The following is a 26,127-nucleotide window of genomic DNA, read 5'->3' as shown; positions in this document are numbered from 1 at the left end:
CGGCTTCAGCCTCGGCGCGCGCTCAATTGATCGGACAACGCCCGAACGCCGCCACGAATTTGATCCTCTGTTGCCCCGGCAAATCCGATAATCAATCCAGGCTCAGGTGCTGCATCCAGATAACAGACGGACAACGGTGAGACGGAAAAACCGCGGGCTTGCATGCCGCGCGCGACCTTCCGATCATCCAAGTCTTCGTTAAAGCGGACAGTCACCTGCACATTGCCGAGCGGCAGCTCGACAGATACGGCATTGCCCAGTTCTTCTTTGAGCGCCGCGACGAGGTCGTTGCCCCGTTGCTGGTAGACGGACCGGATCCGTTTCAGGTGCGCCCGGTAATGCCCGCTGTCGATGAAGTCGGCGAGCGCGATCTGGGCATGCACATTGGCCAGCTGCCCCATGTTCCGAAAAACTCCCGCCAAAGGACCACTTAGGTCCTCCGGCGCAACGGCATAAGACACCCGAAGCCCCGGCAGCAGGCTCTTTGAGAAGGTGCCGAGATAGATCACCTCCCCACCCCCTGCGAGCCCTTGAAGCGCAGCCACCGGGCGGCCTTCAAAAAGAAACTCGCTGTCGTAATCGTCTTCCAGAATTGTCGCGCCCATTCGGGACGCGTTCTCGATCAAGGCGAGCCGCCGGGCGAGCGGCAACCGGGCCCCGAACGGATACTGATGAGAGGGGGTGACATAGATCAGACGTGGGTGCGGGCTTTCATTCTCGAGGCCATCCGGCAGAACCCCATACTCATCCACCGGCAAACCCCGGATGTTCAATCCAGCGCCATGAAAGGCTGTTCGCGCGCCCATATAGCCTGGATCCTCAATCCAGGCCGTATCGCCAGGATCTGAGAGAGCCTGGGAAATGCCCGCAAGCGCCGCCTGCATTGAGGGAACGATCAGGATCTGGTCCGCTGTGGCACGGACGCCGCGCTCACTTGCAAGATAATCCGCAAGGATCGCTTTCAAAGCCGGATAACCCGATGGATGCTGATAGAGCAGATCGGGCGTCCGAACCGTTCGCACAGCTCTGCGCAGACAGCGTGCCCAGTTTTCATAGGGAAAGATATCCAATGCAGGCGCACCCGGCTGAAGCGCTTCATGGCGCTGACCCCAGCTGTCGCCACGCAGGTTCTTCGCGAGCTGGTTCCCCCGTTTGGAAAGCCCGCGCGGAGGCACAGTGATTGAGCTTTGTATTTGGGTGCCATCAGGTGCGGTGCCGCCAACAATCACTGGCGCAACGCCTGCACTTACCTCCACAATCCCCTCGGCCTTTAAAAGCTCATAGGCCGTGTTGACCGTGTTCCGCGAAATCCGTTGTTGCTGCGCAAAACTGCGTGACGATGGTAAACGCATGCCCGCTTTCAAGCGCCCCTGCCCGACCGCCTCGCGCAACGCTCTGTAAATTTGCTGGCTGAGTGGAACAGACGATGACCGGTCCAGATCACAGACACCTTCGAGCAGTTCTGGTACTTTCATTTTTTCAAAACCGGACCTTTCTATGGAGCCAGATTATCGATCATAACCGGCATACACAAGAACGCGATCCGAGAAGAACCAATGAAACACGAAAAACCCGATCTGCCCCCATACGCCAAAATCCGGCAAATGAACCGGGGCGGGTACGACAAGGATCTGGCATACGAAATTCTGGATGCCGGTCTGGTCGCGCATTGCGGCTTCATCCATGAAGGACGCCCGATGGTTATCCCGATGGTCTACGCACGCATCGGCGACAAGCTCTACATTCATGGGGCCAGCACCACTCGGATTATCAAGGACAACAAGGCCGGTGTCCCTGCAAGCCTCGAGGTAACCCTGTTGGACGGCCTGGTGTTTGGCCGGTCCGCTTTCCATCACTCCATGAACTTTCGGTGTGTGATCGTTCATGGGACCGCGCGTCTTGTAGAAGATCTAGAAGAAAAGAATATCGCCCTTGCGGCGATTACCGATCACATGGCCCCGGGCCGGTGGGCGGAATGCCGCGAGATGTTGCCGAAGGAACTTAAAGCCACGGGTGTGTTGGTTCTCGATGTGGAGCACATGAGTACCAAGGTACGCACAGGCCCTCCGGTCGACGATCCGATTGATATCGGCACGGACATTTGGGCCGGAATAGTCCCGGTCGCCACCGGTTTCGGCCGACCCTATGCAGCAACGGATGTACCGGACGGGATTGAGCCACCGGCTTCCATTCTGGCAGCACGTCAGAAATTTGCCTGACCAAGAAGCTGAAAAAAGAAAAACCCCGCTGCGCCGGCAACGGGGTTTTCAATGCCCACGAGTGACCGCCCTGTCACTAGTTAGCTGGACGCCAGGATCCGCTGTACTTTTTTGCAATAGCGGCGGCTGATCGGGTTCATGCGCTTGGCATAGTGACCAGCGTTGTAACGCAGAATGGTTCCGCACAAATCGCCATTGGCCCGTTCGTGTGCGCCTGCGAGGTACTTCATCCCCCACTCGAGATTGGTCTCCGGGTGGTAAAGCGCTTTAGTGGATCCGCGATACCCCATACCGCGCGCTGTCGCCGGCTTGATCTGCATCAGGCCAACTTCGCCAGCAGCCCCGCGGGCCCGTGAATTGAAGTTGCTCTCGACCTCAACAACCGCTTTCGCGATCTTAATCGGCACGCCATGCTTCTTGGCTGCCTTGCGGATGAGGCTCGCATATTTGTCTTTGCGGGGATTTCCCGTCTTGGTGGCTTTTGCGCCTGAGGAAAGCGATGCAAGATTGCGGTTGCCGCCGTATTCATTGAGCACAGTCCGCGGATCAGCAGCGATGGCTTGCGCCGGGATCATGAGAGTTTGGGCGAAAACACACAGCGCCCCAGTAGCTATTTTAATCGACCGTAACATTCGTCCAGCCCGTTTGGTTTTTGATGTAAGGTTTTCGGAGCGGAGAAATGGCCGAGCTATGGGACGAAATTTTGCACTGCAAAATCACGAATTATTACAATATATTTCAGAATTTTACTGATTTTTGCATCGCAACATCAGAAGAGTCTGCAATTTGTGTCAGAGCTGTGACACATCGCAGACCAAACCGGGGCACAGTTGTGCAAATTGTGCCCGCCACTTTCATCAAGGATTAACGGACGGAAATGGGCCTCATCCGAACTACACAAAACTTGGTTTAGCCAGACCTATTTCAAAGATGGCAGCTTGGATAGAAGGTTGTGAAGCGTTTCGATGGTTGAAGCGTCCACTACGCCGTCAACTTTCTCGGGGCGGAAGTGGCGCTGAAAGGCCGTCACCACCTCACGCGTACGGCGATCAAAGCGGCCATTGATGTCGACTTCGTATCCATAAAGCGCCAGCATGGACTGCAACGCTTCTACGGGCTGGCCTTCTTCACCCTCCTGCATGAAGAGCCCGGAACCAATAGGTTCTGGCTCCACGTAATGACCAACGCCGGCAGCAGCCAGCTTGTCCCAAGGGAACAATTCACCTGGATCTTCTTTGCGGCTTGGAGCGATGTCGGAATGCGCCAGAACCATCCACGGATGGATTTGATGCCGGGAACACACATCAGCGCAAAGCGCAATGACCGCCTCTATTTGAGGCTCGGCGAAGGACCGATAACCGAATTCATGTCCAGGATTGACCATTTCAATGCCGATCGACCTTGAATTGATGTCCCGCTCGCCCTTCCAAAAACTCTTCCCGGCATGCCAGGCACGCCGGGCTTCCGGGACGCATTGCAAAATGGAGCCATCTTCCTGCACGACATAATGTGCGGAAACCTCAGAACGCGGATCACACAGTCTTTGTAGAGCCTCTTCCCCGGTCTGCATCCCAGTGTAGTGCAGGATCAGCATATCAATCGGCGCATCCGCCGCACGGTCTCCATGGTTCGGAGAAGGATGAACACGTGCCTTGACGCCGGTATCAGTCGCAACGCTCATATGCCCCTTTCCGCGCAAATCTGCGCCCATGCCTCATTCAATGCGGCCAGGCGGTCATTGGCGATCCGGACAAATTCTTCCGGGACTCCACGGGCGATAAGCCGGTCAGGATGGGTTTCTTGAACTTCCCGCCGGTAGTGAGCTTTTAATTCAGCATCACTGGCCTGCACACCTATCCCCAACACTTCATACGGATCACCGTCTTTGCGGACATGGCGGGCAAGAACTTTGGAAAACTCTCGCTCATCCAGCCCAAAAACCTTAGCCACTTCCGAAAGGTAGCTTATTTCGCTCTGGTGCACGACGCCGTCAGCTTTGGCAATGTGAAAAAGGCCATCCAGAATATCGAGCAGGGTTTTGCGATCATAGGGAAAAAGGTCGGCGAGCTTCTTCGCGTAAACATCGAAACCGGCAACATCTTCTTGGGCAAGATTGAACAGCCGTGCGACGTTTTTTTCCTCGTTCGACGGAACATCGAAGAGTTCTCGAAAAGCAATAACTTCATCGGCCGTTACAACACCGTCAGCCTTGGCCATCTTTGCCGAAAGCGCGATCATCGCGACTGTAAAACCGACTGTATTTGCTCCCTCTGGCCGTGCCAAAACGAGCTGCACAAGCCTGTCGACAATCTGCGCACCGCCAGATCCAATTGCACCGACAATACTCCCGATGCTGCTCCAGACGCTCACACGTAAACTCCCTTAAGGGTTCGATTGCCGATCATTCAGCTCCAACCCGGAGCAGCAGGAATCGCCGGGGTCGGGTATAAAAAGTCTTCTAACTGCACATGATGGTTTTGGCTAGCTGGACCCAGAAGCCTATCCATTCTGCGGATTCCAGTCTCATCGCTTCCTGCTTTGTTTGGCGCGGCCTTTGGAACGATTGGAAAACAACACTGATTCATGATGGTTAAAGACTTTTGCCCTACTTTGGTGCAACCGTGTATCCGAAATGGTGCCGAGCTGGATGGCCACGTCACTTGTCAGAAGTAACATTGTTATATTTTTGATATCCATGTCGCTGGTAATGCTTCTGGCTGCAGGCGTCTACGCGAGCAATCGGCTATTGACCCATTGGCTGCTGGTCAAGGGCCTGGAACAGACCTATGCTGCGTGGGCAGATACGGTCTACGACACCTTACAACCGCGTGAAGTCCGGGACACAGCAGTCCTGCCGCAGACCCTCGATGGACTGCGTATGACTTTGACAAGTGATGGGCGATCAAACGCGTATCACGAACAAGTCGATACGTTACAGAATTCGTTGAAATCCGGTCATGCGCCCGCCGGTGTCCTTCACTTTTCCATATTGCCATCCGCCATGGAAACCCGCGAAGGGCCGCAGTCTGCTGCCTGGGAATCCCCTGAGTGGGAAGAGAAAAGCCTCTTCCTGGCGCCGCAAACACTGACGGATGCAAAGGTTGCGGCGTTAAGTTCACCTCGAATTCTGGCCATTCCCGACATGAATACAGTCGGGCAATTCGGGAACAAAGCGGTCATCGTGTATCCGGCCAAGGATGCGAATTCGCGTAGTCTGATTGCCCTGGTCAGCACAGCGACCATCATGAAAAGCCTTGCCCCCCTGCTCTTTTCAGTGAGTGCGGCAATCGGAGGCTTGTGTCTCATATCCTTTTTGTTCGCCGGCATTCTGCTTTGGATGCGTTTTCGCGAACAGCTGCAGACCAGCAAGAATATTCAATATCTTGCTCACCATGACACCTTGACTGGACTGCCCAACCGGGCGGTGTTCAATGCCCGTTTGAGCGAGGCACTCCGTTTTGCCCAGGCGAAGGCGTCCAACATCGGTGTGATGATCATCGATGTGGACAAGTTCAAGGAAATCAATGACACGCATGGGCATGGAATCGGTGATGTCTTCCTCCAAATCATAGCGGACCGACTTAAGGGCGTTTTCAGCGGGCATCTGGTTGCGCGTCTGTCAGGTGATGAATTTGCGGTGATGCTGACTTCTGTGTCGGACACAGGACGCATGACGAGGCTGGCGGCAGACATGATCAGCGCGACAGATCCGCCCTGCAACATCGACGGCCGCGAAATCAAGATCTCTCTGTCCATCGGACTGGCACGCGCCACCGATGGATCTTGGCGGTCTTCCCGCCTGCTTCATTGCGCGGATCTTGCGCTTTACCGGGCCAAGCACGAAGGCCGGTCAACCTTTTGCTGGTATACTCCAGACCTCGATGCAGAGGCTCAAAAAAGAAAAGAGATCGAGCAAGGACTGATCAAGGCTCTGAAATTCGATCAGCTCAAACTGAAATACCAGCCGCAATACGCCCTGAACGACGGTTCCTTGAAGGGATATGAAGCGCTCATTCGCTGGGAGCACCCGATAAAAGGCATGATGCGCCCGGATTCCTTCATCCCGATTGCCGAGGACACTGGGCTGATTGAAGACATCGGAAACTGGGTGCTGGAACAGGCCTGCAAGGAAGCTGCGCTCTGGACCAATTCCAACAGGCGGGTCGCCATCAATATGTCTCCGGCCCAGTTTGCGGCCGGCGAAACCCAAAAGCGGGTGGCGCGCGCCCTCCAAACCTCGGGCCTGGATCCGAAACGCCTCGAAATAGAGATCACGGAAAGCCTGCTGATTTCCAATACGGACGCCGTTGTTCATACGCTCCGGCAAATCCGGGACATGGGCGTGTCAATTGCGATGGATGACTTTGGAACCGGGTATTCATCGCTCAGTTATCTAAGCCTTTTCCCCTTCGACAAGATCAAGATCGACAAAGCCTTCATCCAGGATCTTGGCAAGGATGCGAGCACGGACGCTATCGTTACGTCTATTGTCGGCCTTGGCCGCTCCCTGGATGTCACGATCACGGCAGAAGGGGTTGAAACCCAGGAACAGGCGATCCTGCTTCGTGCGGCAGGGTGCGACCTTGTCCAAGGATACCTTTATGGAAGACCTGACGATGTTCAGGTCCATGAGTCTAACCAGGCCGAAATGACAGCCAAAATCCGGCCGAACACAAAGCCATGGACAACACGCCCTGCGCGGCCTCGCTCAAATGGCCCGGCTGGCGTAACCGCACCGGCAAAAGTGGTTGCCGCGCCGCAGCAACCAGACCAAGTCAGCAGTGGCAAGTCCCCCAAGGAAGTGGCGGATGATCCGCCGGTAGCTTTAGCAGGCTCCTGAGACCAGCTAGTCAGGCTGCGCCTTGCTTCTGCCGTTGAGTTTTCCGTTCCGAATAGCGATCCACCAGGTAATCCGAGCGGCCCCGCACGAGCAGCGTGAATTTCATCAGTTCTTCCATGACATCAACAACCCGGTCGTAGAGTGGTGAAGGCAACATGCGGCCGTCATCATCAAACTGGGTGTAGGCCTGTGGGACCGAAGACTGGTTCGGAATTGTGACCATCCGCATCCACCGGCCCAGGATCCGCATCTGGTTGACGGCATTAAACGACTGAGACCCGCCTGAAACCTGCATCAACGCCAAAGTTTTGCCCTGCGTTGGCCGGACGGCACCGGTGCTCAAGGGGATCCAGTCGATTTGAGTTTTAAAGATGCCCGTCATCGCGCCGTGGCGTTCGGGCGAACACCAAACGTGGGCCTCCGACCAAATGCTCAGATCCCGCAGTTCAGCCACTTTTGGATGGCTTGCATCGGCATCATCTGGCAAGGGCAATCCTGAAGGGTTGAAGATCCGTGTTTCCGCACCGAAAGCCGTCAAAAGGCGTGCAGCTTCTTCAACCAACAATCGACTATAGGACCGCTCCCGCAAAGATCCATAGAGAAGCAGTATGCGCGGCGGATGATTGAATGCTGCCGCCTGATCCATCTCTCCAGCGGTTACGGACTTGATGTCCGCAAAGCTCACATTCGGGAGATCTTCAGGTTTACCGTCAAACATTTGTGCTCCCGGCGTTGACCACTTGCCCATCTTCCTTTGTGAATGCGCCGATATCGACCGGAAGCAAATCAACGACCCTTTCAGAGGGCCTGCAGAGCCGGACACCCTTGTCGCTCACGACGACAGGCCGGTTGATCAAGATCGGGTGCTCCATCATGAAGTCGATTAACTGGTCATCAGTCCATTTCTCATCGCCGAGCCCCAGTTCATCAAAAGGTGTCCCTTTCTGGCGGAGCAAATCGCGGACTGAAATCTCCATTCTTGCGATCAAATCAACCAACTCATCCCGGGACGGCGGCGTTTTCAAATACTCGATCACGACCGGGTCAACGCCGGCCTTGCGGATCATCTCCAGCGTGTTCCGGGATGTCCCACATTTCGGATTGTGGTAGATGGTGATGGTCATATCAATGTTGGTCCTGTTTGGGTGCGCTGATGGGAAAGCAACAGACGGCGGGGTTGTTGCCACAGCAGTCTTCAATGAGAAATCCAAGCAAGGATCGCATTCTCGGGTAGTCGACGGAGTAACGAATGTGCCGCCCTTCCCGGCGCGTGTTCAAAAGGCCAGCCCGTTCCAGTGTTGCCAAATGGAACGACATCCTGGTCGGAGCGACGTCGAGCCGCTCAGCGATTGTGCCGGACGGAAGACCTTGCGCTCCTTCCGCCATCAACAACCGAAATGCTGCCAGCCGGTCTTCCTGGGCAAGCGCGTCCAGCGCCATGATTGCGTCACCTGATTTCATAATTCGTTATTACAAGAATTATTGTAGTATTAAAACAGAAATTTTCCGTCCTGTTCGCAGAACCGTTTTTACATGGCAGCTGCTGCGCGGGCGGCTTGGTCGTAGTTTCCGGAAACGAGGCGAAGGGTTGCGGCAAGGCGGGAGAGTTCGCTTTCATCCAGCCCAAGTGCTTTCATGGGCTCGACCAGGAGCGCTTCCCGCAAGCGGCGGTACTCCATGCATGCGGTCTCGCCTTCAGGCGTGATCTCAGCAGTTTTTTCCTTGCCGCGGCGTCCGGATGTGATCAGTCCGGCTTTCTCAAGTTTTTTGAGCGCGTAGGTCACCGTATGCGTGTCTTCGATATTCAGGACCAGGCAGATATCGGACAGTGTCTTGGCCCGCCCGCGGTGATTGACGGAGTGGAGAACAAGGACATCAAGCGGACCAAGACCCTCCGAGCCACTGGCAGCCATGCACCGGACCATCCAGCGATGATAGGCGTTGACCATCATGGTCACGGCAAACTCGATTTCGGACAGGGCCGGCATGGCGCCGGAGGCAAGATGAGCGGCCGAAACCACTGGACCAATTTGGGCATCGGTGTTGGGTTTCGGCCGCTCAGTCATTTTTCGTTCCCTCACGTTATTCTGAAATGCCCTTTTAGTTGCTCAACATCGTCTGAGGCAACCACAGGGCCAATCCCGGAAATGCGACAATCAGAACCAGGGCCAGGATCATCAACAAGAAGAACGGCAGGGCCATACGCGCAACGGAGAAGATATTCCGCCCCGTCATGCCTTGAAGAACGAACAGGTTGAAGCCAACCGGTGGCGTGATCTGGCTCATCTCAACGACGAGAACCAAATAGATCCCGAACCAGATCAGATCGAGCCCCGCCTGCTCCACCATGGGCAGGATCACGGATGTGGTCAAAACCACAACGGAAATCCCGTCCAGGAAACAGCCGAGGACAACGAAAAAGATCGTCAGCGCAAAGAGGAGTACATACGGTGACATGTCCATACCGCCGATCCAGGATGCCAGCTCCCGCGGGATGCCGGTGTACCCCATCGCAACGGTCAGGAAAGCCGCTCCCGCCAGAATAAAGGCAATCATGCAGGATGTGCGGGTTGCGCCCAACAAACCTTCGCCAAAGCTCTTGCGGTTCAAGGTGCCGGACACCCAGGACAACAAAAGTGCCAGGACAACACCAATTGCAGCCGCTTCCGTCGGAGAGGCAAGGCCCGCATAAATCGAACCGATCACACCAACGATCAGGCCGACGACCGGGAAGAGGCGGCGCGTTGCTTTGATTTGCGTCCAAAGCGGAAGTTTTTCTTCCTTGGCCGGCATCTTGTCCCGGTTCAGCAGCGCCCAGAGTGCGACATATCCCATGAACAATAGGCACAACATGGCGCCTGGCAGCACGCCCGCCATGAAAAGGCGAGCGATCGACTGCTCAGTGGCCGCACCATAAACGATCAGAATGATCGATGGCGGAATGAGCAATCCAAGCGTCCCAGAGCCTGCAAGGGTACCGATCGCGATACGTTCTTCATAGCCGCGTGCTTTCAACTCAGGCAGTGACATACGCCCCACTGTGGCCGTGGTGGCAGCAGATGATCCGGAGACTGCCGCAAAGATCCCGCAACCCAGGATATTCACGTGCAAAAGCCGGCCAGGCAGGTTCCGCATCCAAGGAGACAGCCCGGCAAACATGTCCTCCGACAAACGCGACCTGAACAGAATTTCTCCCATCCAGATAAACATCGGCAAGGCGGTGAGATCCCAATGGTGCGAAGCGCCCCAAACCGTCGTTGCCATCACTGGCCCGGCAGGCACAGACACCAGTGCCATCATTGTTGCAAGTGCAACGGCAAACAGCGCAACGGCCACCCAAATGCCCGTCGCCAAGGCTGCCAGCATGCCCAGTCCAAGCAGGAAGGAAAGCAAAGAGAGATCCATCATTCGCTCCCTTCAATCGGGTCGTCGCGAACGACGGTTTCAAAACTTGGCGCTTGTCCGCGCAAGGACGTTACAAGATCATCCAGCAGCGCAATCGCAAGGACAAAGAGCCCAAGTGTCATGACGGCCTGCGGGTACATGAGCGGGATCGGAATGATACCGAAAGACACTTCGTTGTAGCGGTAGCTGTCCAGCACCAGAGCCAAAGCGTGCCAAGAAAAAAACGCGGCGAGAGCGAACGCAACAGCCAAGGCCCAGATATTCAGGAGACGGGCAACGGTAGGGCCAACGCCCTGCAGAAGAATGGACACCCGGATATGGTCGCCGTTACGCAGTGTTCCGGCCAGCGCCAGGAAGGATGCTCCGACAAGAAAGAAGCCGGCGATTTCAGCGAGCGACGGAACCAAAAGTCCCAACGGCTCCATTCCGACCAGGCCACGCGCGCCGTCCAGCAACCGTCCCATGACCTGAAGAGTTACAAGTAGAGCGATTGTCACAAGGCAGCAGGCAGCCAACACAGTTGCCGTCTTGTACAATCCATTGAGCGCATTTCGCATCCGCTCTCCCCCAGATTTTTGCAGCAAGAAAAAACGCCGGGCAATTTTGGCCCGGCGCTTCTCTGTCTTAGTTGGCCTTGTAGGCTTCCAGGATGGCAGCGCCATCTTCACCGGCCTGCTCTTGCCACTCTGCGGCCATCGTTTCACCGATTGCGGCCAGATCGGCGATCAGCTCGCTGCTCGGCTGAACGACAGTGATGCCGTTTTCCTGAAGAACTGCCGTTTTGGTCTTGGTTTCAACCTTGGAGGATTCCCAACCGCGGGTTTCAGCTGTCGCGGCAGCTTCCAGAACCGCGGTCTTTTCGGCGTCGCTCAAGGCGTCGAACGCAGACTTGTTGACAATCACCATGTTCTTCGGCAGCCAGGCCTGTGTGTCATGATAATGGGTCAGGAAGTCCCAGGCCTTGGAGTTGGCACCGGTGGACGGGGATGTGATCATGGCTTCAACACGACCGGTCGAAAAGGCAGTCGGAATGTCCGGCACTTCAACCTGGGTCGGAACGGCATCAGCCAAAAGTGCAAGACGCTCGGTTGCGGCGTTGTAGGCACGGAATTTCAGACCGGACAGGTCAGAGCCCTTTGTCACTTCCTTTTTTGCGTAAACGCCCTGCGGAGGCCACGGCACTGTGTAAAGGAGCTGCAAGCCTTGCTCGGCAAGCTTTTCTTCAAGCGCCGGTTTGGACGCCTGATAGAGATTCCAAGCTTGGTCGTAGGACGGGGCCAGGAACGGTACAGAGTCCACACCAAAAACCGCATCTTCATTGGCAAGGCGGGAAACGAGAACCTCACCGATCGGAGCCAGGCCTTTGCGGACGGCATTTTTGATTTCCGGATGCTTGAAAAGCGATCCTGCTGAATGGAGCTGGATTGTCAGCGAGCCACCGGTCTTGTCGGCAACTTCATCGGCAAATGCAGCGATGTTCTGAGTGTGGAAATTACCATCGCCATAAGGGGTCGGCATGTCCCATTTGGTTTCAGCAACAGCGGCGGTGAGACCAGCAACACCAAAGGCGGCGGCAGCGGCAAACGTCATCCCGGCCTTTGCCAGGGATCGTGACTTCAACATGATGTTCTCCTCTTAGAAGCAAAGGGGTTTCTTGAACCTGAGCACGGCAGCATGACGGCGCTTTCTGCGAACGCCCATCCATTGCTCCCACCTAAACGCTAATCCGGAAAAGATAAAACATCAACATTTTATCGATAAATTCTGTATTTAAGTCGACAACTGCGCGCACAACTGCGGTTTTCCGCTGAAGAATATGTGTTTTGTGGTTTGCTCAAATTGCTTCAATACAATCAAAACGGATATTTATTCTTCAAATACCACTTTGCAGAGCAACTGCTTAAGCTCATCAAACAATCGGCAGCCCAAAGCACGGGTCTCGCAAAAACTGCTGCAGGCCCTGCCGCGCCGTCAGATAGCACGAGAGTTCTCAAAGAAGGTCAGGCGGTCGTGAGCAATAGGCCAATGACGATGTTTCAAGCAGGGCAACTGGCCCGGCTCAATGCATTCTGATGACCTGCAATCGCGCGGCGCAGGACAAGCACAAACAAAACAATAGATGGTACGCCGACCGCAGTGACGTCCATCTCGACACCCCATATGCTGGAGAAAAGCAGGCTGAAAACAGACAGGGCGATGCCCGGTTTTTCAAACTCCAGATACCCGGTTTCGTTGCCTTGTTGGATGAGGAGCATAACCGGTATGGCAAGCAGCGCCAAATCGTAGTCCAGCAGGTAAGGCGTGGCTAGGCATGTTCCAAGAACCAGCAAGCTGCCTTTGAGCGGGGTTGGGAGATCTTGGCGCCAAGCCCAGACAACAGCACCAATTGACACTGCGGCAAACCCGATCTGCGCGATCAACCCTGCAGTATTTCCGACGCCAAACTGGCGCAGCCATCCTATCATCGACGCATACTTGTTAGCCGGTGTCTGGCCGACCTCTACCCAGTTACTTGCAAACGCAATCGTCTCAAAGAACGCGCGCCACACTTCTGTTCCCAAAACAACCCAGCTTGTTGCCGCAAAGGCCAAGGTCGTAACAGCTGCGGATGCAAATGCCCGGTACTCCCGTCCCGCCAGCAGTGCTATCGGAATCAAAATCCCCAATTGCGGCTTGTAGCTCAGCAGTCCAATCAGAACACCGGCAAGAATCGGCCGGTGACGATCCAGAGCCGCCAGGGCACCAGCCATGAGCGCTGTATTGAGCACGGAGTTTTGTCCGTGAATGACCCCAGAGATCACTGTCGGAAAGACAATCAGGATCCAGAAAAATGACCGATCGCGCAGCAAGAACCGGCAGGCAATGATCAAAGCGGTCACTTGGATCGCCTCGAACAAAAGCGCCGACGGCCGGTAGGGCAACACGGAAAAAGGCGAAATCACCATCAACCAGGTCGGAGGATAGAGGAACGGCAGCCCCCCTTGATCAAAGGTCTCAAGCTGAAAAGCGTTTACGAGGGAAAAATCGTATGCATCGGCAGCAGCACCATCCAGAACAAAGGCACTGGCCGTCCAAAAGCTGATGAAGTCACCGAACATTGGACGGTATTCCGGAAAGATCACTTTTGAGACTTCAAACCCGAACCTGAAAATCATCAGCGCGCCGATGATCGTCAAGACAAACATCAGCACGCTGTCCGCCACCGGATCGCTCATACGCAATCCATAGCGGAACGTTCCCGGCTCACGTTGCGGGTTTGAACCAACGGTACTCTTCATGTGCTTCTCGTCCCGCGCTTTAGATCCCTGAAAAAACGCATACAAAACAAGCTTTAAATTCCGAGTAAAAGAAAATTGGATTTTTTCATCGACATTTTATCGATAAAATGTCAGCATAAATCCATTGATAGCAGAGTATGCACCTGCCCGCTTGGCGGTTCGCCAGCGGAAAAACAAAAAGATGAGGGATAAAATGACAGCCAAGTGGGACTTTTGGATCGATCGCGGCGGCACATTCACCGACATCGTTGGCCGCGCGCCGGACGGAACCCTTCATCCGCACAAGGTGCTGTCAGAAAACCCGGAAGCGTATCGTGACGCCGCCATTCAAGGCATTCGCGAACTTCTCGGCGTTGAAAAGGGTCAACCGATCCCGTCCGACAAGGTTTCGACCGTGAAAATGGGCACCACCGTTGCCACCAATGCGCTGCTGGAGCGCAAGGGCGAGCGCACGGCCCTCTTCATCACACGCGGTTTCCGGGACGCGCTGGAAATCGGCTATCAGGCCCGCCCTCACATTTTTGCCAAGGAAATCATCAAGCCGGAACTGCTTTATGAGCGCGTCTATGAGATTTCTGAACGCGTTCAAGCTGACGGCACTCTCGAACAGGCTCTTGATGAAGCACAGGCCCGCACCGAAATGCAGGCCGCTTGGGACGCCGGGATCCGTTCCATAGCAATCGTCCTGATGCATGCTTACGCATACCCTGCCCATGAACAGTCACTTAAGAAAATCGCTGAAGACATTGGCTTCCCGCAGATTTCAGTGTCCCATGAAGTCTCACCGCTGATGAAACTGGTTGGGCGCGGCGACACAACCATCGTCGACGCCTACCTCTCGCCGATCCTGCGCCGCTATGTGAATCAGGTCCAGGAAGAGCTGGGCGAAGGCCCCCGCCTGATGTTCATGCAGTCCTCGGGCGGTCTGACCGCTGCGGACCTGTTTCAGGGCAAGGACGCCATTCTATCCGGCCCGGCTGGCGGTGTTGTTGGCGCTGTCGAAACGTCGGCAATGGCCGGTTTTGACAAGATCATCGGCTTCGACATGGGCGGCACCTCAACAGACGTCTGCCACTATGACGGCGACTACGAGCGCGCCTTTGAAACGGAAGTTGCCGGTGTGCGCATGCGCGCGCCGATGATGATGATCCACACGGTCGCAGCTGGCGGCGGCTCGATCCTCCACTATGCGGACGGCCGCTTCCAGGTCGGTCCGGACAGTGCGGGTGCCAACCCGGGCCCGGCCTGTTACCGCCGTGGGGGCCCCCTGACTGTCACCGATGCCAACCTGATGACAGGCAAGCTGGCCCCGGAATTCTTCCCGAAAATCTTCGGCCCGAACCAGGACCAGCCGCTGGATGGCGACGTGGTGCGCGAGAAGTTTGCCGCTTTGGCAAGCCAGATCGGCGATGGCCGCACGCCGGAAGAGGTTGCGGACGGTTTCCTGAAGATCGCTGTCGAAAACATGGCGAATGCTATCAAGAAAATCTCCGTTCAGCGCGGCTATGATGTCACCGAATATGCCCTGACGTGCTTCGGCGGCGCGGGTGGCCAGACAGGCTGCAAGGTGGCCGACAGCCTTGGCATGAAGACGGTCATTCTGCACCCGTTCTCCGGCATCCTCTCGGCCTACGGCATGGGCCTCGCCGACATTCGCGCAGACCGTCAAAAGGCTGTTGTGAAAACAATGACGGAAGAGCTGCTTCCTGAGCTGGATGCGCTGCGCAAGGAGCTGAGCGCCCAGACAGAAGCTGAGCTCGACAAACAGGGCGTAACTGAAGACGCCCGGCGAACCGTTGCGACCGCACATCTGCGCTATGACGGCACCGACACGCCCCTGCCTGTCCTTCTCGGCACGGTTGATGAAATGCGCGCGGCCTTTGAGGATGCGCACAAGAAGCAATTCGGCTTTGCCTATGACAACAAGCCGGTCGTGGTCGAAGCCCTTGAGGTGGAAACCGCTGGCGGCGGCGCAGGTCTTGTCGAACCGGACCTTACCCTGGCGTCCGATGTCCCGGCCGCGGCCAAAGGCACACGGATCTACTCCGAAGGCCAGTGGCATGATGCAGGCATCTTCAAGCGTGAGAACCTCAAGCCCGGCATGAAGGTGATGGGCCCTGCGGTGATCATCGAGCCGCATGCGACCATTGCCGTCGAAGACGGCTGGCAGGCGGAGATCAACGCCAAGGATCATGTCATCCTGCACCGGGTGGTCCCGCTGAAGCGGGCCGACGCCATCGGCACCCACGCCGACCCGGTCATGCTGGAGGTTTTCAACAACCTCTTCATGTCCATCGCCGAACAGATGGGTGTGACCCTGCAGAACACGGCCTACTCTGTGAACATCAAGGAACGCCTGGACTTCTCCTGTGCCGTCTTTGATGCCAGCGGCGCCCTTGTCGCCAACGCGCCGCACATGCCGGTGCACCTTGGCTCCATGGACCGGTCCGTGGAAACGGTGATCAAGCTGAACAAAGGCAAGATCAAGCCGGGCGACGTCTTTGCCTTGAACGCCCCCTATAACGGCGGCACGCACCTGCCGGACATCACGGTCGTCTCTCCCGTCTTCGACAATGCTGGCAAGGAGATCCTGTTCTGGGCGGCGTCCCGCGGCCACCACGCCGATGTCGGTGGCTCCGCACCGGGCTCAATGACCCCGCTTGCAACCAAGGTAGATGAAGAAGGAGTTCTCTTCGACAACTTCAAGCTCGTCGATCAGGGCCGCTTTTGCGAGGCAGAACTCGTCAACCTGCTGACGGATCATGCCTATCCGGCCAGAAACCCGCATCAGAACGTTGCCGACCTCTCTGCACAGGTCGCAGCGAATGAAAAGGGGATTCAGGAACTGCGGAAGATGGTGTCCCACTTCGGTCTGGACGTCGTTCAGGCTTATATGGGCCATGTTCAGGACAACGCCGAGGAAAGCGTCCGGCGGGTCATCGAAGCGCTGAAGGACTCCGAATACGAGTACCCGACCGACCAAGGCTCGGTTATCAAAGTCAAGATCACCGTCGACAAGGACAAGCGGGAAGCAACGGTCGATTTCACCGGCACATCCGCCGTGAAACCGAACAACTTCAACGCGCCGGAACCGGTCACCCGCGCCGCGATCCTCTATTGCTTCCGCGTGATGGTCGACGGCGACATCCCGATGAATGCCGGCTGCCTGAAGCCGATCAACATCATCATCCCGGATGACTGCATGCTGCGTCCGTCTTATCCGGCGGCCGTTGTTGCGGGCAACGTGGAGACGTCCCAGCACGTCACCAACGCAGTCTTTGCAGCGCTTGGCGCGATGGCAAACAGTCAGGGGTCGATGAACAACCTGACCTTTGGCAACGACACCTACCAGTACTATGAAACCATCTGCTCCGGCTCCCCGGCAGGCCCCGGCTTCAAGGGCACGGACGGCGTTCATGTGCACATGACCAACTCACGCCTGACCGATCCGGAAGTCCTGGAGTTCCGTTTCCCCGTCCTTTTGGAGGATTTCCATATCCGCAAAGGCTCCGGCGGCACCGGCAAATGGTCTGCGGGTGACGGCACCAAACGGACGCTGCGTTTCCTGGAAAAGATGGATTGTGCGATCCTCGGCTCTCACCGCACCATCGAGCCGAAAGGCATGGAAGGCGGCGAGAACGGTGAAGTCGGGCGCACCGAAGTTCGTCGTCTCGACGGGAGCGTCCAACAGCTTAAAGGCTGTGATCAGACGATCCTTGAGCCGGGCGAGGCCGTCACGGTGATCACACCGACGGCCGGTGGCTGGGGCAAAGCGTAACAGTCTGCCATTGCTACGCATTCGAGGGCGGGGATCATCTCCGCCCTTTTTGTTACCGAGCTTGGCCACCGGTTCCAATAGCTGGCACTTGCAGTTTCGCTGAGCACAAATATTCCCTGTTTAAGGCGCAAAAGTTTCGGCGTTGCCGCTGGCAATTGGTCACCGATTTCCTACATCTGCAGCACATGGCCAAAGTGGCCCTCAAGAGGAGACAAAAATGCCTGCTGCCGCCCGCCGTCTGCGCAAGACGACAGCCTTCATGATCGTTGCGATCGCCACGATGTTTGCCGCCACTGACTATGCCGAGGCTCGAAAGGGCGGATTTGGCGGCTTTGGCAGCAGAGGCAGCAAAACTTATTCCGCGCCCCCCACAACCAAAACCGCACCGGATACGGCCGCTCCCGTTCAGCGTTCCATGACACCCCAGCCTGCACAGACCCAGCGGACCACTCCTGGCACTGGCGGGCAAGCTGCAAATGCGCAACGTCCCGGCCTCTTCGGCGGGTTCGGCGGCGCGCTTCTCGGCGGCTTGATGCTTGGAGGCCTCGTCGGAATGCTGTTCGGCGGTGGCCTCGGCGGTTTTGCCGGATTCCTCGGCTTGATCCTTCAAGTCGGCCTTATTGTGTTGCTGATCAGCCTCGCCATGCGCTTCTTCCGCTCACGGCAACAACCGGCAACTGCTGGACCAAACCCGTTTGAAAGGGCGTCGGACCAGAACGCACCAAAAGCTGCTTCGTTCAGCTTCGGCGGCGGTGGCGCCAGTGGCTCAGCCTCACAGGCTTTTGCCCAACCGGTAACGCAGCCTTACGAGGCAACGGCAGCGGACCTCGACCGGTTTGAGGAGATGCTCAGCGAAGTTCAGTCCGCCTACAGCCGCGAAGACTACGCCGCGCTGCGACAGCTGGCGACCCCGGAAGCCATGTCTTATCTGGCCGAAGAGCTGGGTGAACTTGCCTCGGCCGGCAAAAAGAACGTGGTTTCGGATGTCAAACTGCTTCAGGGCGATGTTGCCGAAGCCTGGCATGAAGACGGCAAGGACTATGTAACAGTCGCCTTGCGCTACAGCGCAGTCGATTACATCGCCAAACGGGATAGCGATGATGTGATTTCCGGAGATCCTGACGCGCCTTCCGAAAGCACGGAAGTGTGGACCTTCGTCCGCGGCTCCGGCGGCGAATGGCTGCTGTCTGCCATCCAGGGAACTGGTTAAGGCACAAACAGCAAGCTCTCCGTTTAAGAGGCAAGACACTGCCAGCCGTTTCCCGGTTGGCGTATGGCGCGGGTAAACCGCAAGCGTCGAAGGCCGCCCCCACGGGCGGCCTTGTTCTTTTATATACCCCTGCAGACACCTGTCAGAACCCGAGACTTAGCCTGATGCCTTGCTGCATCCTGCGAACAAGGCATCAATCAAAGGATGGTCCTCGGTGTTGATCATTAACTCCAGATACGGCGGCAAGGCTTTGCGAAACGTGTTCCGAGATCCTCCAGGAACCGTCAGGTCACCACTTTTGACAAGGCATTTGATATCGCGCCTCGGCAGGCCCAACCCGGCAGACAAAATCCGGTCAAGACGAACCGGAACCCTGCCCGGATTTCGAATGCACAGAACTGCTGCTCTCCCGTCGGCCTGAGCTCTACTCTGGACCACCCGCATCTGCAGGTCGAATTCAGGCGGTTCGTGCGGGCTACCTGCGCGACCTGCAGGGTCGGCCGCCAATACTTCTGCCAGCGCCCGGTCGTTTGCCTGCAATGCTGACAAGAGGTCCGAAGGTACGGCGCTGACGGGTTTCCGTTTCATCACCTCGCGGTTCCAGCGATGGCCGCAGGACTGGCACGCATAAATAAGCCAGGCATCCAGACGACTTCCATTGGCATTGAGCCGGAACTTATTTGTCGAGGCAAACTGACGAAGTTGACCGCACCGCCCACAGGGACGTGCGACGGTCAACCGCGCCTTAGAAACAAGGGTCCATTCAACCCTGATAAGAGACGACATGTTTGGGATCTTCCACTTCCGGAAGTTCGCAAACGGGGGGCAGGCATCGCGCGGCAGGCCGCGCCCGGTCATTTGGCTGGTAAAGTTGGAAAGATGGCGTATCGAAACATCAGATACGGTTTGGCCAAGCCACACCGGTCCCGATCCGCCAGTTTGACGAACGTGTCAAAACGATCGTGTGCGGACGCACACGGCAAAAGGATCGAAGACCGGTTAACGTATTGGCAAAACAAATCGTCCCTAAGATGAACGTTGAAGACGTCCTAAGTCATGAGAACGTGGCACGCAAGCGCGAGTTACCTTGCGCTTTACCGCAGCACTCGATCGCGATTGCGGAGCGTTGGGTTTGGCGTTGCCACCGGAAGCGCAGGTGTTTGCATAGAAACCCCAACGGCAGCAACTCGTCCACCTTATTTTCACAGGATTGAATTTTTGTAGTTTCGCCACCGTGAATTCTATCATAAATTGTAAAACTTTTTCTTTGAACGATAAAATTTACCCTTTCTTCAACTGATCAGCATCAATCTACGGAAACTTACGTAGCGTTTTAAGGAACTTCTTTTCAATTGGCGCAGGAGATTCTGCGATGGCACTTTCACGTCAGGTATCCGCAACGGTTGCAACGAAAATACTTGGACTGGTCGCTTTTCTTTGTTTTGGGCTCGTTGTGGTGGCAGCTGTATCTGTTTATCAAATGGCCATGATCGGCAAGGAACTTACAAATATTGCCGAAAAAGACATTCCGCTGACCACAGCGATCAGCCACGTCACCAACCATCAGCTGGAACAAGCTGCCCTCGTCGAACGTCTCATGCGGCTTTCCGGCCTGGAAGCTGGCGAAGAGAAACACGCAATTGGCGATGTCAAAGCTGCAATTTTGAAACTTGAGGTCCAGGTCGCTGACGAAATCCTGAAGGCTGAGGATCTGGCAAAATATGCCCTGGACAATGCCGCTTCGGAGATTGAAAGGGCAGAGTTTGAAAGTGCCCTCAATCAACTCAAACGGATCGAAGCCGAATACGCCCAATACAAGTCACACGTTGACGAAGTCCTGCATTACATAGATGCAGAAGACTTGGCCGCGGCAGCTGCGATTGTCCTCACCCTGGAGGAAGAACAGGAGCGTCTTGACCGGGAGCTGATCGCCCTTCTTCAGGAAATCGAGCAATTTACCCTGGCAGCGGCCAAGGCTGCAGAAACCCATGAAAAACAGGCCTTTCAGCAGATCATCTGGACAGCCATCATCTCTCTTGGTCTCTGTGTGACCGGCTCGGTCCTTTATGCGCGTTTCGGTATTGCCGTGCCGTTAAAGGAGGTCTCCAACGGCCTGAAAAGCCTGGCCAATGGCGACACCGACGTTTCAGTCAAGGTCAGGTCGCGCGACGAGATTGGCGCGGTTGCCGAGGCTTTTGAAGTCTTCCGGCAAAACACCATTGAAATGCAACGGCTACAGGCTCAAGCACGCGAAGAAGAAGAGCGCGCTGTTGAGGAACGGAGGGAAACACGCTTGCGTTTGGCGGACGAACTGGAGCGGGTGATGATGACCAGCTGCTCGGAAGTTCAATCGGCCTTACAAAAACTATCGGTGCACGCGGATGATCTTGCTCAAATGAGTTCCGATACGATCAATCGCTCGCATACGGTCGCCGCAGCCGCTGAACAATCCACGGCCAGCGTCCAGTCTGTCGCATCAGCCGCCGAAGAACTTGCCGCTTCAATTCAGGAGATTGCCCGGCAGGTGACCTTAGCGAACACATCAACGGACCAGACCTCCAAACAAGCTGAAACCTCGGAAGAAACCGTCTCGTCCCTGTCGGCTGCAGCAAGTGAGATCAATGATGTGCTTAAGCTCATCACGGACATTGCCGGTCAAACCAACCTGCTGGCCTTGAATGCAACGATCGAAGCAGCTCGAGCCGGCGAAGCCGGAAAAGGGTTCGCGGTCGTTGCGTCGGAAGTCAAAGCCCTTGCCACCCAAACCGGCCAAGCAACCGAGCAGATCGGCACGCAGCTGACCGGTGTCCAGTCCGGGGCAGCTTCTTGCTCGGTTTCCATCCAAGATGTGGTCCGGTCCATGACAGATGTCCGCGACAAGATTGCAGGCATTGCCTCAGCCATTGAAGAACAGGACGCGGTGACATCTGAGATTGCCAAGAACGCCTCGGAAGTGGCGCATGGCAGCACGGAGATTTCGGAAAACATTACCCAGGTGAACCGCTCGGCCGAGGCCTCGGGTGAAAAACTGAAAGATGTCGTGGGCGGTGTTGAGCTCGTCGCAACTCAGATCAACACGGTCCAAACAAGCCTTGAGGACTTTCTTGGGCATCTCAGGGCGGCTTGAGACCGCCCAGCTCCCTGCTCAATCCTGATTGCGCGCCTGAAGTGCCAACGCAACCAAGGCTTCCCGAAGCTGCGCGGGATCTGCGAGCCGCTCCTGAAACCACAAACGCACAATCCGGTCACCCGCCACGATGTCGAGCCCCTCGGGGTCGAGGCATGCCAGCCGCCAATTGGCGTCTTCGGCGTTCAGGAGAACTTCGGCATAGAGTTTAATGGCGTCGCGGTGGTCCTCGTTCATGTGATCGACCGCGCCACTTTCCATCGCCGACCAGGCCTGCACGTCGGCAACATCGGTCAGAAGATCATCCTTGCCGAGTTCAAACGCCTTGCCAAAGCCCCCGTTGAGGCTTGCCCGCTGTAGATCCAGGGCAAAGAACGAGAAATCTCCGAAGTCGACATAAAGCTCGGCCTTGGGGTGACGGGAGAGATAGCGTCGGCGCAAACGAGCATGTTCATCAGTTTCCCGCTCTACACGGCGCGCTTTGCAGAACAGCGAAATCCTCGAGTGGGCCAGCGGGTCGCCCTTCCCCGGTTCACCAACCAGCAAGGAACAGGCGGGGTTAGCGAGGATCGCACTTGTGTGACCGGACAAAGTGCTGGTGAGGATCACGGGCGTTCCATCAAGATCTGTTGCAACGGCAACCCGGCTCGCCAGGGGATATCCGGTCTCAAGTTCCAAGGCTGCCAAAGCGCCAAAGCGGGCGGTCCGGATCAATTCTTTGGCCAGTTTTCTAGCCTCGTCATCCGTGTCCCGGATCACCGATTTTTCGTTATTTGATTGATTTTCCTGACTATCTGCCATGCGGCCTCCTGCTTGGGACACACAACCTGAGAAATCTGAACACAAGATGAACGGCTATCTCAGGACCGGTTCAGCGCGCTTTTGGCAATGTTGCATCATCAGATCACGGCAGCGCAAATGGCGCGCCCCAAACGGAGAGTAAATCGATGCAAACCTTCGCTAAACGCATCCTGGCCGTTGCCCTCACCGGCGCCCTAATGTTGCCGGCGGTATCTGCCGCAGAAGCAGGCCCGCGCGATGGCTGGCGCCACGGTGGCGGCTGGCATGAGGGGCACCGCCCGCACCGCGGACACAACCGGCATTACCACAAGCACAAACATATCCATAAGCACAAGAACAACAATAACGTTGGCGCGGCCATCGCTGCCGGTGTCATTGGACTTGCTGCCGGTGCCATCATTTTGGGGGCAACCAACAAGCCGTCCTATGCAGGTCCGCCGCGTGGCCCGGCATATCCCTACCCGCGTGCCCCTTATCCGGGTCACGTCAGCGGGCCGGTCGGATTTCAGCCCTGGAGCCCAGCTTGGTACGACTATTGTTCGTCGAAATACAGGTCATTCAATCCGTCGACCGGAACGTTCACCACCTACAGCGGTGTTCAGAAATTCTGCCAGTAAACCAAACAATGAACAGTCAGTTCTATCAATCATGCTGCGGCACCTCTCCGGCAAGGGGGTGCTGCAGCGGTTCTTTTGCCAACTACGGCTAATCACTGGCAAATGAGGTACGTACAGTCCTTGCCGTGACAGCCGGTATCCAGATGAAAATGAGCCTCATGATTGGGATCGGCATCCGGACCCAGCACGGTTGTAAAGCGCTTGCAAGCTGCGGCGTGGATCGCTCTTAGGAACTTGCCCGGGGCTGTCTCCGGTTTTGGCCAGTCTTTCATGACCGAAATGATTTCCCCATTCGCCAACCGGAAACCGGATACGTCGACCGCCTTGCCAAGTGCGTGCTCGGAAAGCTTCCCATCCGGGAGATTGTTGCGGCGCCGGCACTGATATCCTGGTCCTGTCAGGAGCCCGGTGACGTCCATGCCCAGCTCATTGCGGGCAGCCGGGAGAACATCTTGCCGGATCCAATCCGCCACCACCTGTGCAAATTCGCATGTGATCATGACAGGTCCTGGAAAGGAGATTTCATCTCCGCTTTTCAGACCGACTTTCGTCACGGCGACAACATTTTCAAATCCGCAACCATTGTCGGTCTCGATCGCCGGGCGTTGAACAAATGTTACCCTCGGCAGTTCGCAGAGTTGCTCAGTCACCTTCCGGACCGATGGGGCTACAGGCTTACCAAGTTCGGCGTCTGGCTTTTTCCTCGGCAGGTCGACACCTTCAACAAACCGGTCTTGAGTGCCCGGCGTGAGCGGTTTTGAAGATGGAGCTGGAGGAGAAGCTTCCTGACCAAAGGCTGGTGCACCGACAGCAAGCAGGCAAAAACAAAACAAAAAGATCAAAGCCTGCATTTCGTCAGATCCGGCTGCGACGATCACACCGATATCATTGTCGATTTCGGTCCAGAGGTCTATGGTCGCAAACCAGATAGAAGATTGGTACCAGAATGACTCTTGAACTTTATCTCGCTTATGTCGCTGCAACCCTCATCGTTTTGGCCATCCCCGGCCCGACGATCATGCTCGTCGTCAGCTACGCGTTGACGCAAGGTCGGAAATCCGCGGCGGCTAGCGTGATGGGTGTGGGCCTTGGAGACGCCACGGCTGCCGCGGCTTCACTTCTGGGTCTGGGCGCGTTGCTGGCCGCCTCTGCAACGGCGTTCACAGTGCTCAAATGGGTCGGTGCCGCTTATCTTGTCTGGCTGGGTCTGAAGATGTGGCGCAGCCGCCCGTCGGCTCTCGGGCCCCATACCGTTGCCGACATCCCGGCCGGCAAGATCTTCTGGCACGCTTACGTGGTGACGGCGTTGAACCCGAAGGGAATTGTCTTCTTCATGGCCTTTCTGCCGCACTTCATCGCACCGCAGGCCCCCGTCGTCCCGCAGCTGTTTCTGCTCGGCACCACCTTCGTCGTGCTTGGGATCGTGAATGCCGCTGTTTATGCCTTTGCCGCAGCAGCCGTCGGCCAGAAACTGCGCAGCCCGTCTTTGCTGAGGCTGATCAACCGAGTCGGTGGCGGATTTTTGATCTCAGCGGCGGCGATGACGGCCACGTTGCAACGGTCGACCAGTTAGAGCGTTTCTGCTCTCGTCTGAGTTAGACTATGGCACTTGGATCTAGGGTATTCGGGACGATCCGGTATCGTCCTGATAGGTTATTTCACCTGTGCGCCGCAAAAGGCACTTTCTTTGGTGGCTTCGCTGGAGTTGGCTTTGCTGCCGGTTCAGGCTTCGGTGCTGCGGGCTCAGTGGACTGACGCAGAACTTCCAGCGACCTCTTCGCACCATCAACACTCATGAGACCGAAGCGCTGGATGGCATCGTTCAGTTCCATACCACCGATGTTGAGCCGCTGCGCCCGCATCATCAGAAGGTCCTTGTAAGCTTCAGCCCTGACATTGAGTGCCTTGCAGAGGATGACAAGCGGCTTGTCGTTCGCGCTGAACAACAACTGAGATACGGCTGCAGGCGGCAAATCGCTCAATCCGGCCAGCAGGAGGGCAAGTTCCGTCGCTTCGCCTGCCTTTGCAAACTTACGGACAGCTTCGTCAACCATTTGGCGACCGCTTTTGATGTCCTTGACGAGAGCATTCACCTGAAGTTTCGCCCGCTCAATGGTTTCAAGCTGGCTCTTCTTCCGCTCCTTCGATGCCTGCGTCAGCATTTGGGCCAGATGGTTGTCTTTGCCCAGCGCCAGCACCTGTTTTTGCAATTCTTCAGAAAGAAGCGGCAGGAGAACCTTTCCCACTTCCAGAGGCAAATCCGGCCGCCCGATCAATGCCGCCTGAACGGCTTCGTCGCGGCCTGCTTTGTCGACAAGCGTCATGAAAGACGTATCGTTGATCTCGGCACCTTCGTTGCCCGCGACCTTCGACAAAACGCCGGCATCCCCCCGGTCAACAAGGACGGTCGTGACGGCCTCCTCGATCGGTACCCGCACTGCAATCGCTTCGAGGTGATCCATCGACGCTGAAGATGCAATCTCAATCAGGTCTTCAGAGTTTATTACAGGTGAGTTTTCAAGAACCGGCGCTGCGACGGCCAGGGTGTCCTTCGCCAATTCCAGCATCAGTTGATGCGGTGCAAAATCGTCTTTTGAAACCCGTTGCGCGAGGTCTGCCCGAGAGTCTTCCTCCAAATCGCCCAACAGTTTGAGAGCAATATCCCCAAACAGATATGCCGTATTCTCGCCGCGAGCATCACCTGCAGCCAGAAACATCTCGGTCAGCGTTGCAATAAGGCTTTTGCGGCCTGCTGTGCTTGAATCCTTTGCAAGATCAGCAAGCTTTGCCAATTCGGTCATTCTCTCTCCGCAGCGCGCTACGCGTTGTTCCGCATAGAGTACCGCGACCGG

23 protein-coding genes are annotated in these 26,127 nt (G+C 56.4%); 7 read left to right on the top strand and 16 right to left on the bottom strand.

Features of this window, described 5'->3' with window-relative positions; all coding sequences use genetic code 11:
- Positions 1–5: 5 nt before the first annotated feature.
- Positions 6–1,475 (bottom strand): PLP-dependent aminotransferase family protein, encoded by a 1,470-nt coding sequence (locus tag ACQY4Z_RS19190; RefSeq protein ID WP_428523947.1) that lies wholly within the window; start codon positions 1,473–1,475, stop codon positions 6–8.
- An 81-nt stretch (positions 1,476–1,556) separates the two neighbouring features.
- On the opposite strand from ACQY4Z_RS19190, the gene ACQY4Z_RS19185 reads away from it, so the two are divergent.
- Positions 1,557–2,219, top strand: coding sequence for a pyridoxamine 5'-phosphate oxidase family protein (locus ACQY4Z_RS19185; RefSeq protein WP_428523945.1), 663 nt, complete (start codon positions 1,557–1,559; stop codon positions 2,217–2,219).
- Positions 2,220–2,299: 80 nt separating this feature from the next.
- Here ACQY4Z_RS19185 and ACQY4Z_RS19180 read toward each other — a convergent pair whose 3' ends face one another.
- From ACQY4Z_RS19180 to ACQY4Z_RS19170, 3 genes are all read right to left on the bottom strand, one after another.
- A complete protein-coding gene (locus tag ACQY4Z_RS19180) occupies positions 2,300–2,794 on the bottom strand; it encodes a lytic transglycosylase domain-containing protein (RefSeq protein WP_428529612.1) in 495 nt (164 codons plus the stop codon).
- Positions 2,795–3,138: 344 nt separating this feature from the next.
- Complete coding sequence (locus ACQY4Z_RS19175) at positions 3,139–3,900, bottom strand: N-acetylmuramoyl-L-alanine amidase (protein ID WP_428523943.1); 762 nt, start codon at positions 3,898–3,900, stop codon at positions 3,139–3,141.
- Positions 3,897–4,589 (bottom strand): TerB family tellurite resistance protein, encoded by a 693-nt coding sequence (locus ACQY4Z_RS19170; protein ID WP_428523941.1) that lies wholly within the window; start codon positions 4,587–4,589, stop codon positions 3,897–3,899. The genes ACQY4Z_RS19175 and ACQY4Z_RS19170 overlap by 4 nt, the downstream gene beginning before the upstream one ends.
- A 325-nt stretch (positions 4,590–4,914) precedes the next feature.
- On the opposite strand from ACQY4Z_RS19170, the gene ACQY4Z_RS19165 reads away from it, so the two are divergent.
- On the top strand, positions 4,915–7,059 hold the full coding sequence (locus ACQY4Z_RS19165; RefSeq protein WP_428523939.1) for a putative bifunctional diguanylate cyclase/phosphodiesterase: 2,145 nt from the start codon (positions 4,915–4,917) through the stop codon (positions 7,057–7,059).
- A 10-nt stretch (positions 7,060–7,069) separates the two neighbouring features.
- Here ACQY4Z_RS19165 and arsH read toward each other — a convergent pair whose 3' ends face one another.
- The 8 genes from arsH to ACQY4Z_RS19125 all read right to left on the bottom strand — a co-directional run bounded on the left by arsH (position 7,070) and on the right by ACQY4Z_RS19125 (position 13,742).
- Positions 7,070–7,777 carry an arsenical resistance protein ArsH gene (gene arsH / locus ACQY4Z_RS19160; protein WP_428523937.1) on the bottom strand — a complete coding sequence of 236 codons (708 nt, stop codon included), beginning with the start codon at positions 7,775–7,777 and terminating at the stop codon, positions 7,070–7,072.
- The gene (arsC, locus tag ACQY4Z_RS19155; RefSeq protein ID WP_428523935.1) at positions 7,770–8,183 is read right to left on the bottom strand and encodes an arsenate reductase (glutaredoxin); all 414 of its coding nucleotides are present in this window, start codon (positions 8,181–8,183) and stop codon (positions 7,770–7,772) included. Before arsC ends, arsH begins: the two co-directional genes overlap by 8 nt.
- Position 8,184: 1 nt before the next feature.
- The gene (locus ACQY4Z_RS19150) at positions 8,185–8,499 is read right to left on the bottom strand and encodes an ArsR/SmtB family transcription factor (protein WP_428523933.1); all 315 of its coding nucleotides are present in this window, start codon (positions 8,497–8,499) and stop codon (positions 8,185–8,187) included.
- Between the two features lie 89 nt (positions 8,500–8,588).
- Complete coding sequence (locus tag ACQY4Z_RS19145; protein ID WP_133946237.1) at positions 8,589–9,125, bottom strand: winged helix DNA-binding protein; 537 nt, start codon at positions 9,123–9,125, stop codon at positions 8,589–8,591.
- A gap of 34 nt (positions 9,126–9,159) precedes the next feature.
- Complete coding sequence (locus tag ACQY4Z_RS19140) at positions 9,160–10,464, bottom strand: TRAP transporter large permease (RefSeq protein WP_428529611.1); 1,305 nt, start codon at positions 10,462–10,464, stop codon at positions 9,160–9,162.
- Entirely contained in the window at positions 10,464–11,021 is a 558-nt protein-coding gene (locus ACQY4Z_RS19135) for a TRAP transporter small permease (RefSeq protein WP_428523931.1), read from the bottom strand. Before ACQY4Z_RS19135 ends, ACQY4Z_RS19140 begins: the two co-directional genes overlap by 1 nt.
- Positions 11,022–11,088: 67 nt before the next feature.
- The gene (locus ACQY4Z_RS19130; protein ID WP_428523929.1) at positions 11,089–12,087 is read right to left on the bottom strand and encodes a TRAP transporter substrate-binding protein; all 999 of its coding nucleotides are present in this window, start codon (positions 12,085–12,087) and stop codon (positions 11,089–11,091) included.
- A 413-nt stretch (positions 12,088–12,500) separates the two neighbouring features.
- Positions 12,501–13,742 carry a glycosyltransferase family 87 protein gene (locus tag ACQY4Z_RS19125; protein WP_428523927.1) on the bottom strand — a complete coding sequence of 414 codons (1,242 nt, stop codon included), beginning with the start codon at positions 13,740–13,742 and terminating at the stop codon, positions 12,501–12,503.
- 193 nt (positions 13,743–13,935) lie between these two features.
- Between ACQY4Z_RS19125 and ACQY4Z_RS19120 the strand changes: the two genes are divergently transcribed.
- Together ACQY4Z_RS19120 and ACQY4Z_RS19115 are read left to right on the top strand one after the other, a co-directional pair.
- Positions 13,936–17,520 carry a hydantoinase B/oxoprolinase family protein gene (locus ACQY4Z_RS19120; RefSeq protein WP_428523925.1) on the top strand — a complete coding sequence of 1,195 codons (3,585 nt, stop codon included), beginning with the start codon at positions 13,936–13,938 and terminating at the stop codon, positions 17,518–17,520.
- Positions 17,521–17,737: 217 nt separating this feature from the next.
- A complete protein-coding gene (locus tag ACQY4Z_RS19115) occupies positions 17,738–18,730 on the top strand; it encodes a Tim44 domain-containing protein (RefSeq protein ID WP_428523924.1) in 993 nt (330 codons plus the stop codon).
- A gap of 156 nt (positions 18,731–18,886) precedes the next feature.
- On the opposite strand, the gene ACQY4Z_RS19110 is transcribed toward ACQY4Z_RS19115, so the two are convergent.
- Complete coding sequence (locus ACQY4Z_RS19110; RefSeq protein ID WP_428523922.1) at positions 18,887–19,516, bottom strand: DUF1062 domain-containing protein; 630 nt, start codon at positions 19,514–19,516, stop codon at positions 18,887–18,889.
- A gap of 586 nt (positions 19,517–20,102) precedes the next feature.
- Between ACQY4Z_RS19110 and ACQY4Z_RS19105 the strand changes: the two genes are divergently transcribed.
- Positions 20,103–21,857 carry a methyl-accepting chemotaxis protein gene (locus tag ACQY4Z_RS19105; RefSeq protein ID WP_428523921.1) on the top strand — a complete coding sequence of 585 codons (1,755 nt, stop codon included), beginning with the start codon at positions 20,103–20,105 and terminating at the stop codon, positions 21,855–21,857.
- Between the two features lie 18 nt (positions 21,858–21,875).
- Here ACQY4Z_RS19105 and ACQY4Z_RS19100 read toward each other — a convergent pair whose 3' ends face one another.
- The gene (locus ACQY4Z_RS19100) at positions 21,876–22,658 is read right to left on the bottom strand and encodes a HugZ family protein (RefSeq protein WP_428523920.1); all 783 of its coding nucleotides are present in this window, start codon (positions 22,656–22,658) and stop codon (positions 21,876–21,878) included.
- A gap of 146 nt (positions 22,659–22,804) precedes the next feature.
- Between ACQY4Z_RS19100 and ACQY4Z_RS19095 the strand changes: the two genes are divergently transcribed.
- Positions 22,805–23,275, top strand: coding sequence for a BA14K family protein (locus ACQY4Z_RS19095; protein ID WP_209174282.1), 471 nt, complete (start codon positions 22,805–22,807; stop codon positions 23,273–23,275).
- A gap of 92 nt (positions 23,276–23,367) precedes the next feature.
- On the opposite strand, the gene ACQY4Z_RS19090 is transcribed toward ACQY4Z_RS19095, so the two are convergent.
- Positions 23,368–24,153, bottom strand: a complete 786-nt coding sequence (locus ACQY4Z_RS19090) for an extensin family protein (protein WP_428523918.1) — start codon at positions 24,151–24,153, stop codon at positions 23,368–23,370.
- 68 nt (positions 24,154–24,221) lie between these two features.
- Here ACQY4Z_RS19090 and ACQY4Z_RS19085 point away from each other — a divergent pair, with 68 nt between their 5' ends.
- Positions 24,222–24,848 carry a LysE family translocator gene (locus ACQY4Z_RS19085; protein ID WP_428523916.1) on the top strand — a complete coding sequence of 209 codons (627 nt, stop codon included), beginning with the start codon at positions 24,222–24,224 and terminating at the stop codon, positions 24,846–24,848.
- An 85-nt stretch (positions 24,849–24,933) separates the two neighbouring features.
- Here the strand turns inward: ACQY4Z_RS19085 and ACQY4Z_RS19080 are convergent, their stop codons facing one another.
- Entirely contained in the window at positions 24,934–26,076 is a 1,143-nt protein-coding gene (locus ACQY4Z_RS19080; protein ID WP_428523914.1) for a DUF2336 domain-containing protein, read from the bottom strand.
- Between the last annotated feature and the right edge of the window lie 51 nt (positions 26,077–26,127).

Origin of the sequence: Roseibium sp. (assembly GCF_965276855.1) — a bacterium.
Lineage (GTDB): Bacteria > Pseudomonadota > Alphaproteobacteria > Rhizobiales > Stappiaceae > Roseibium.
This window is presented reverse-complemented; position numbering and strand designations above follow the sequence as displayed.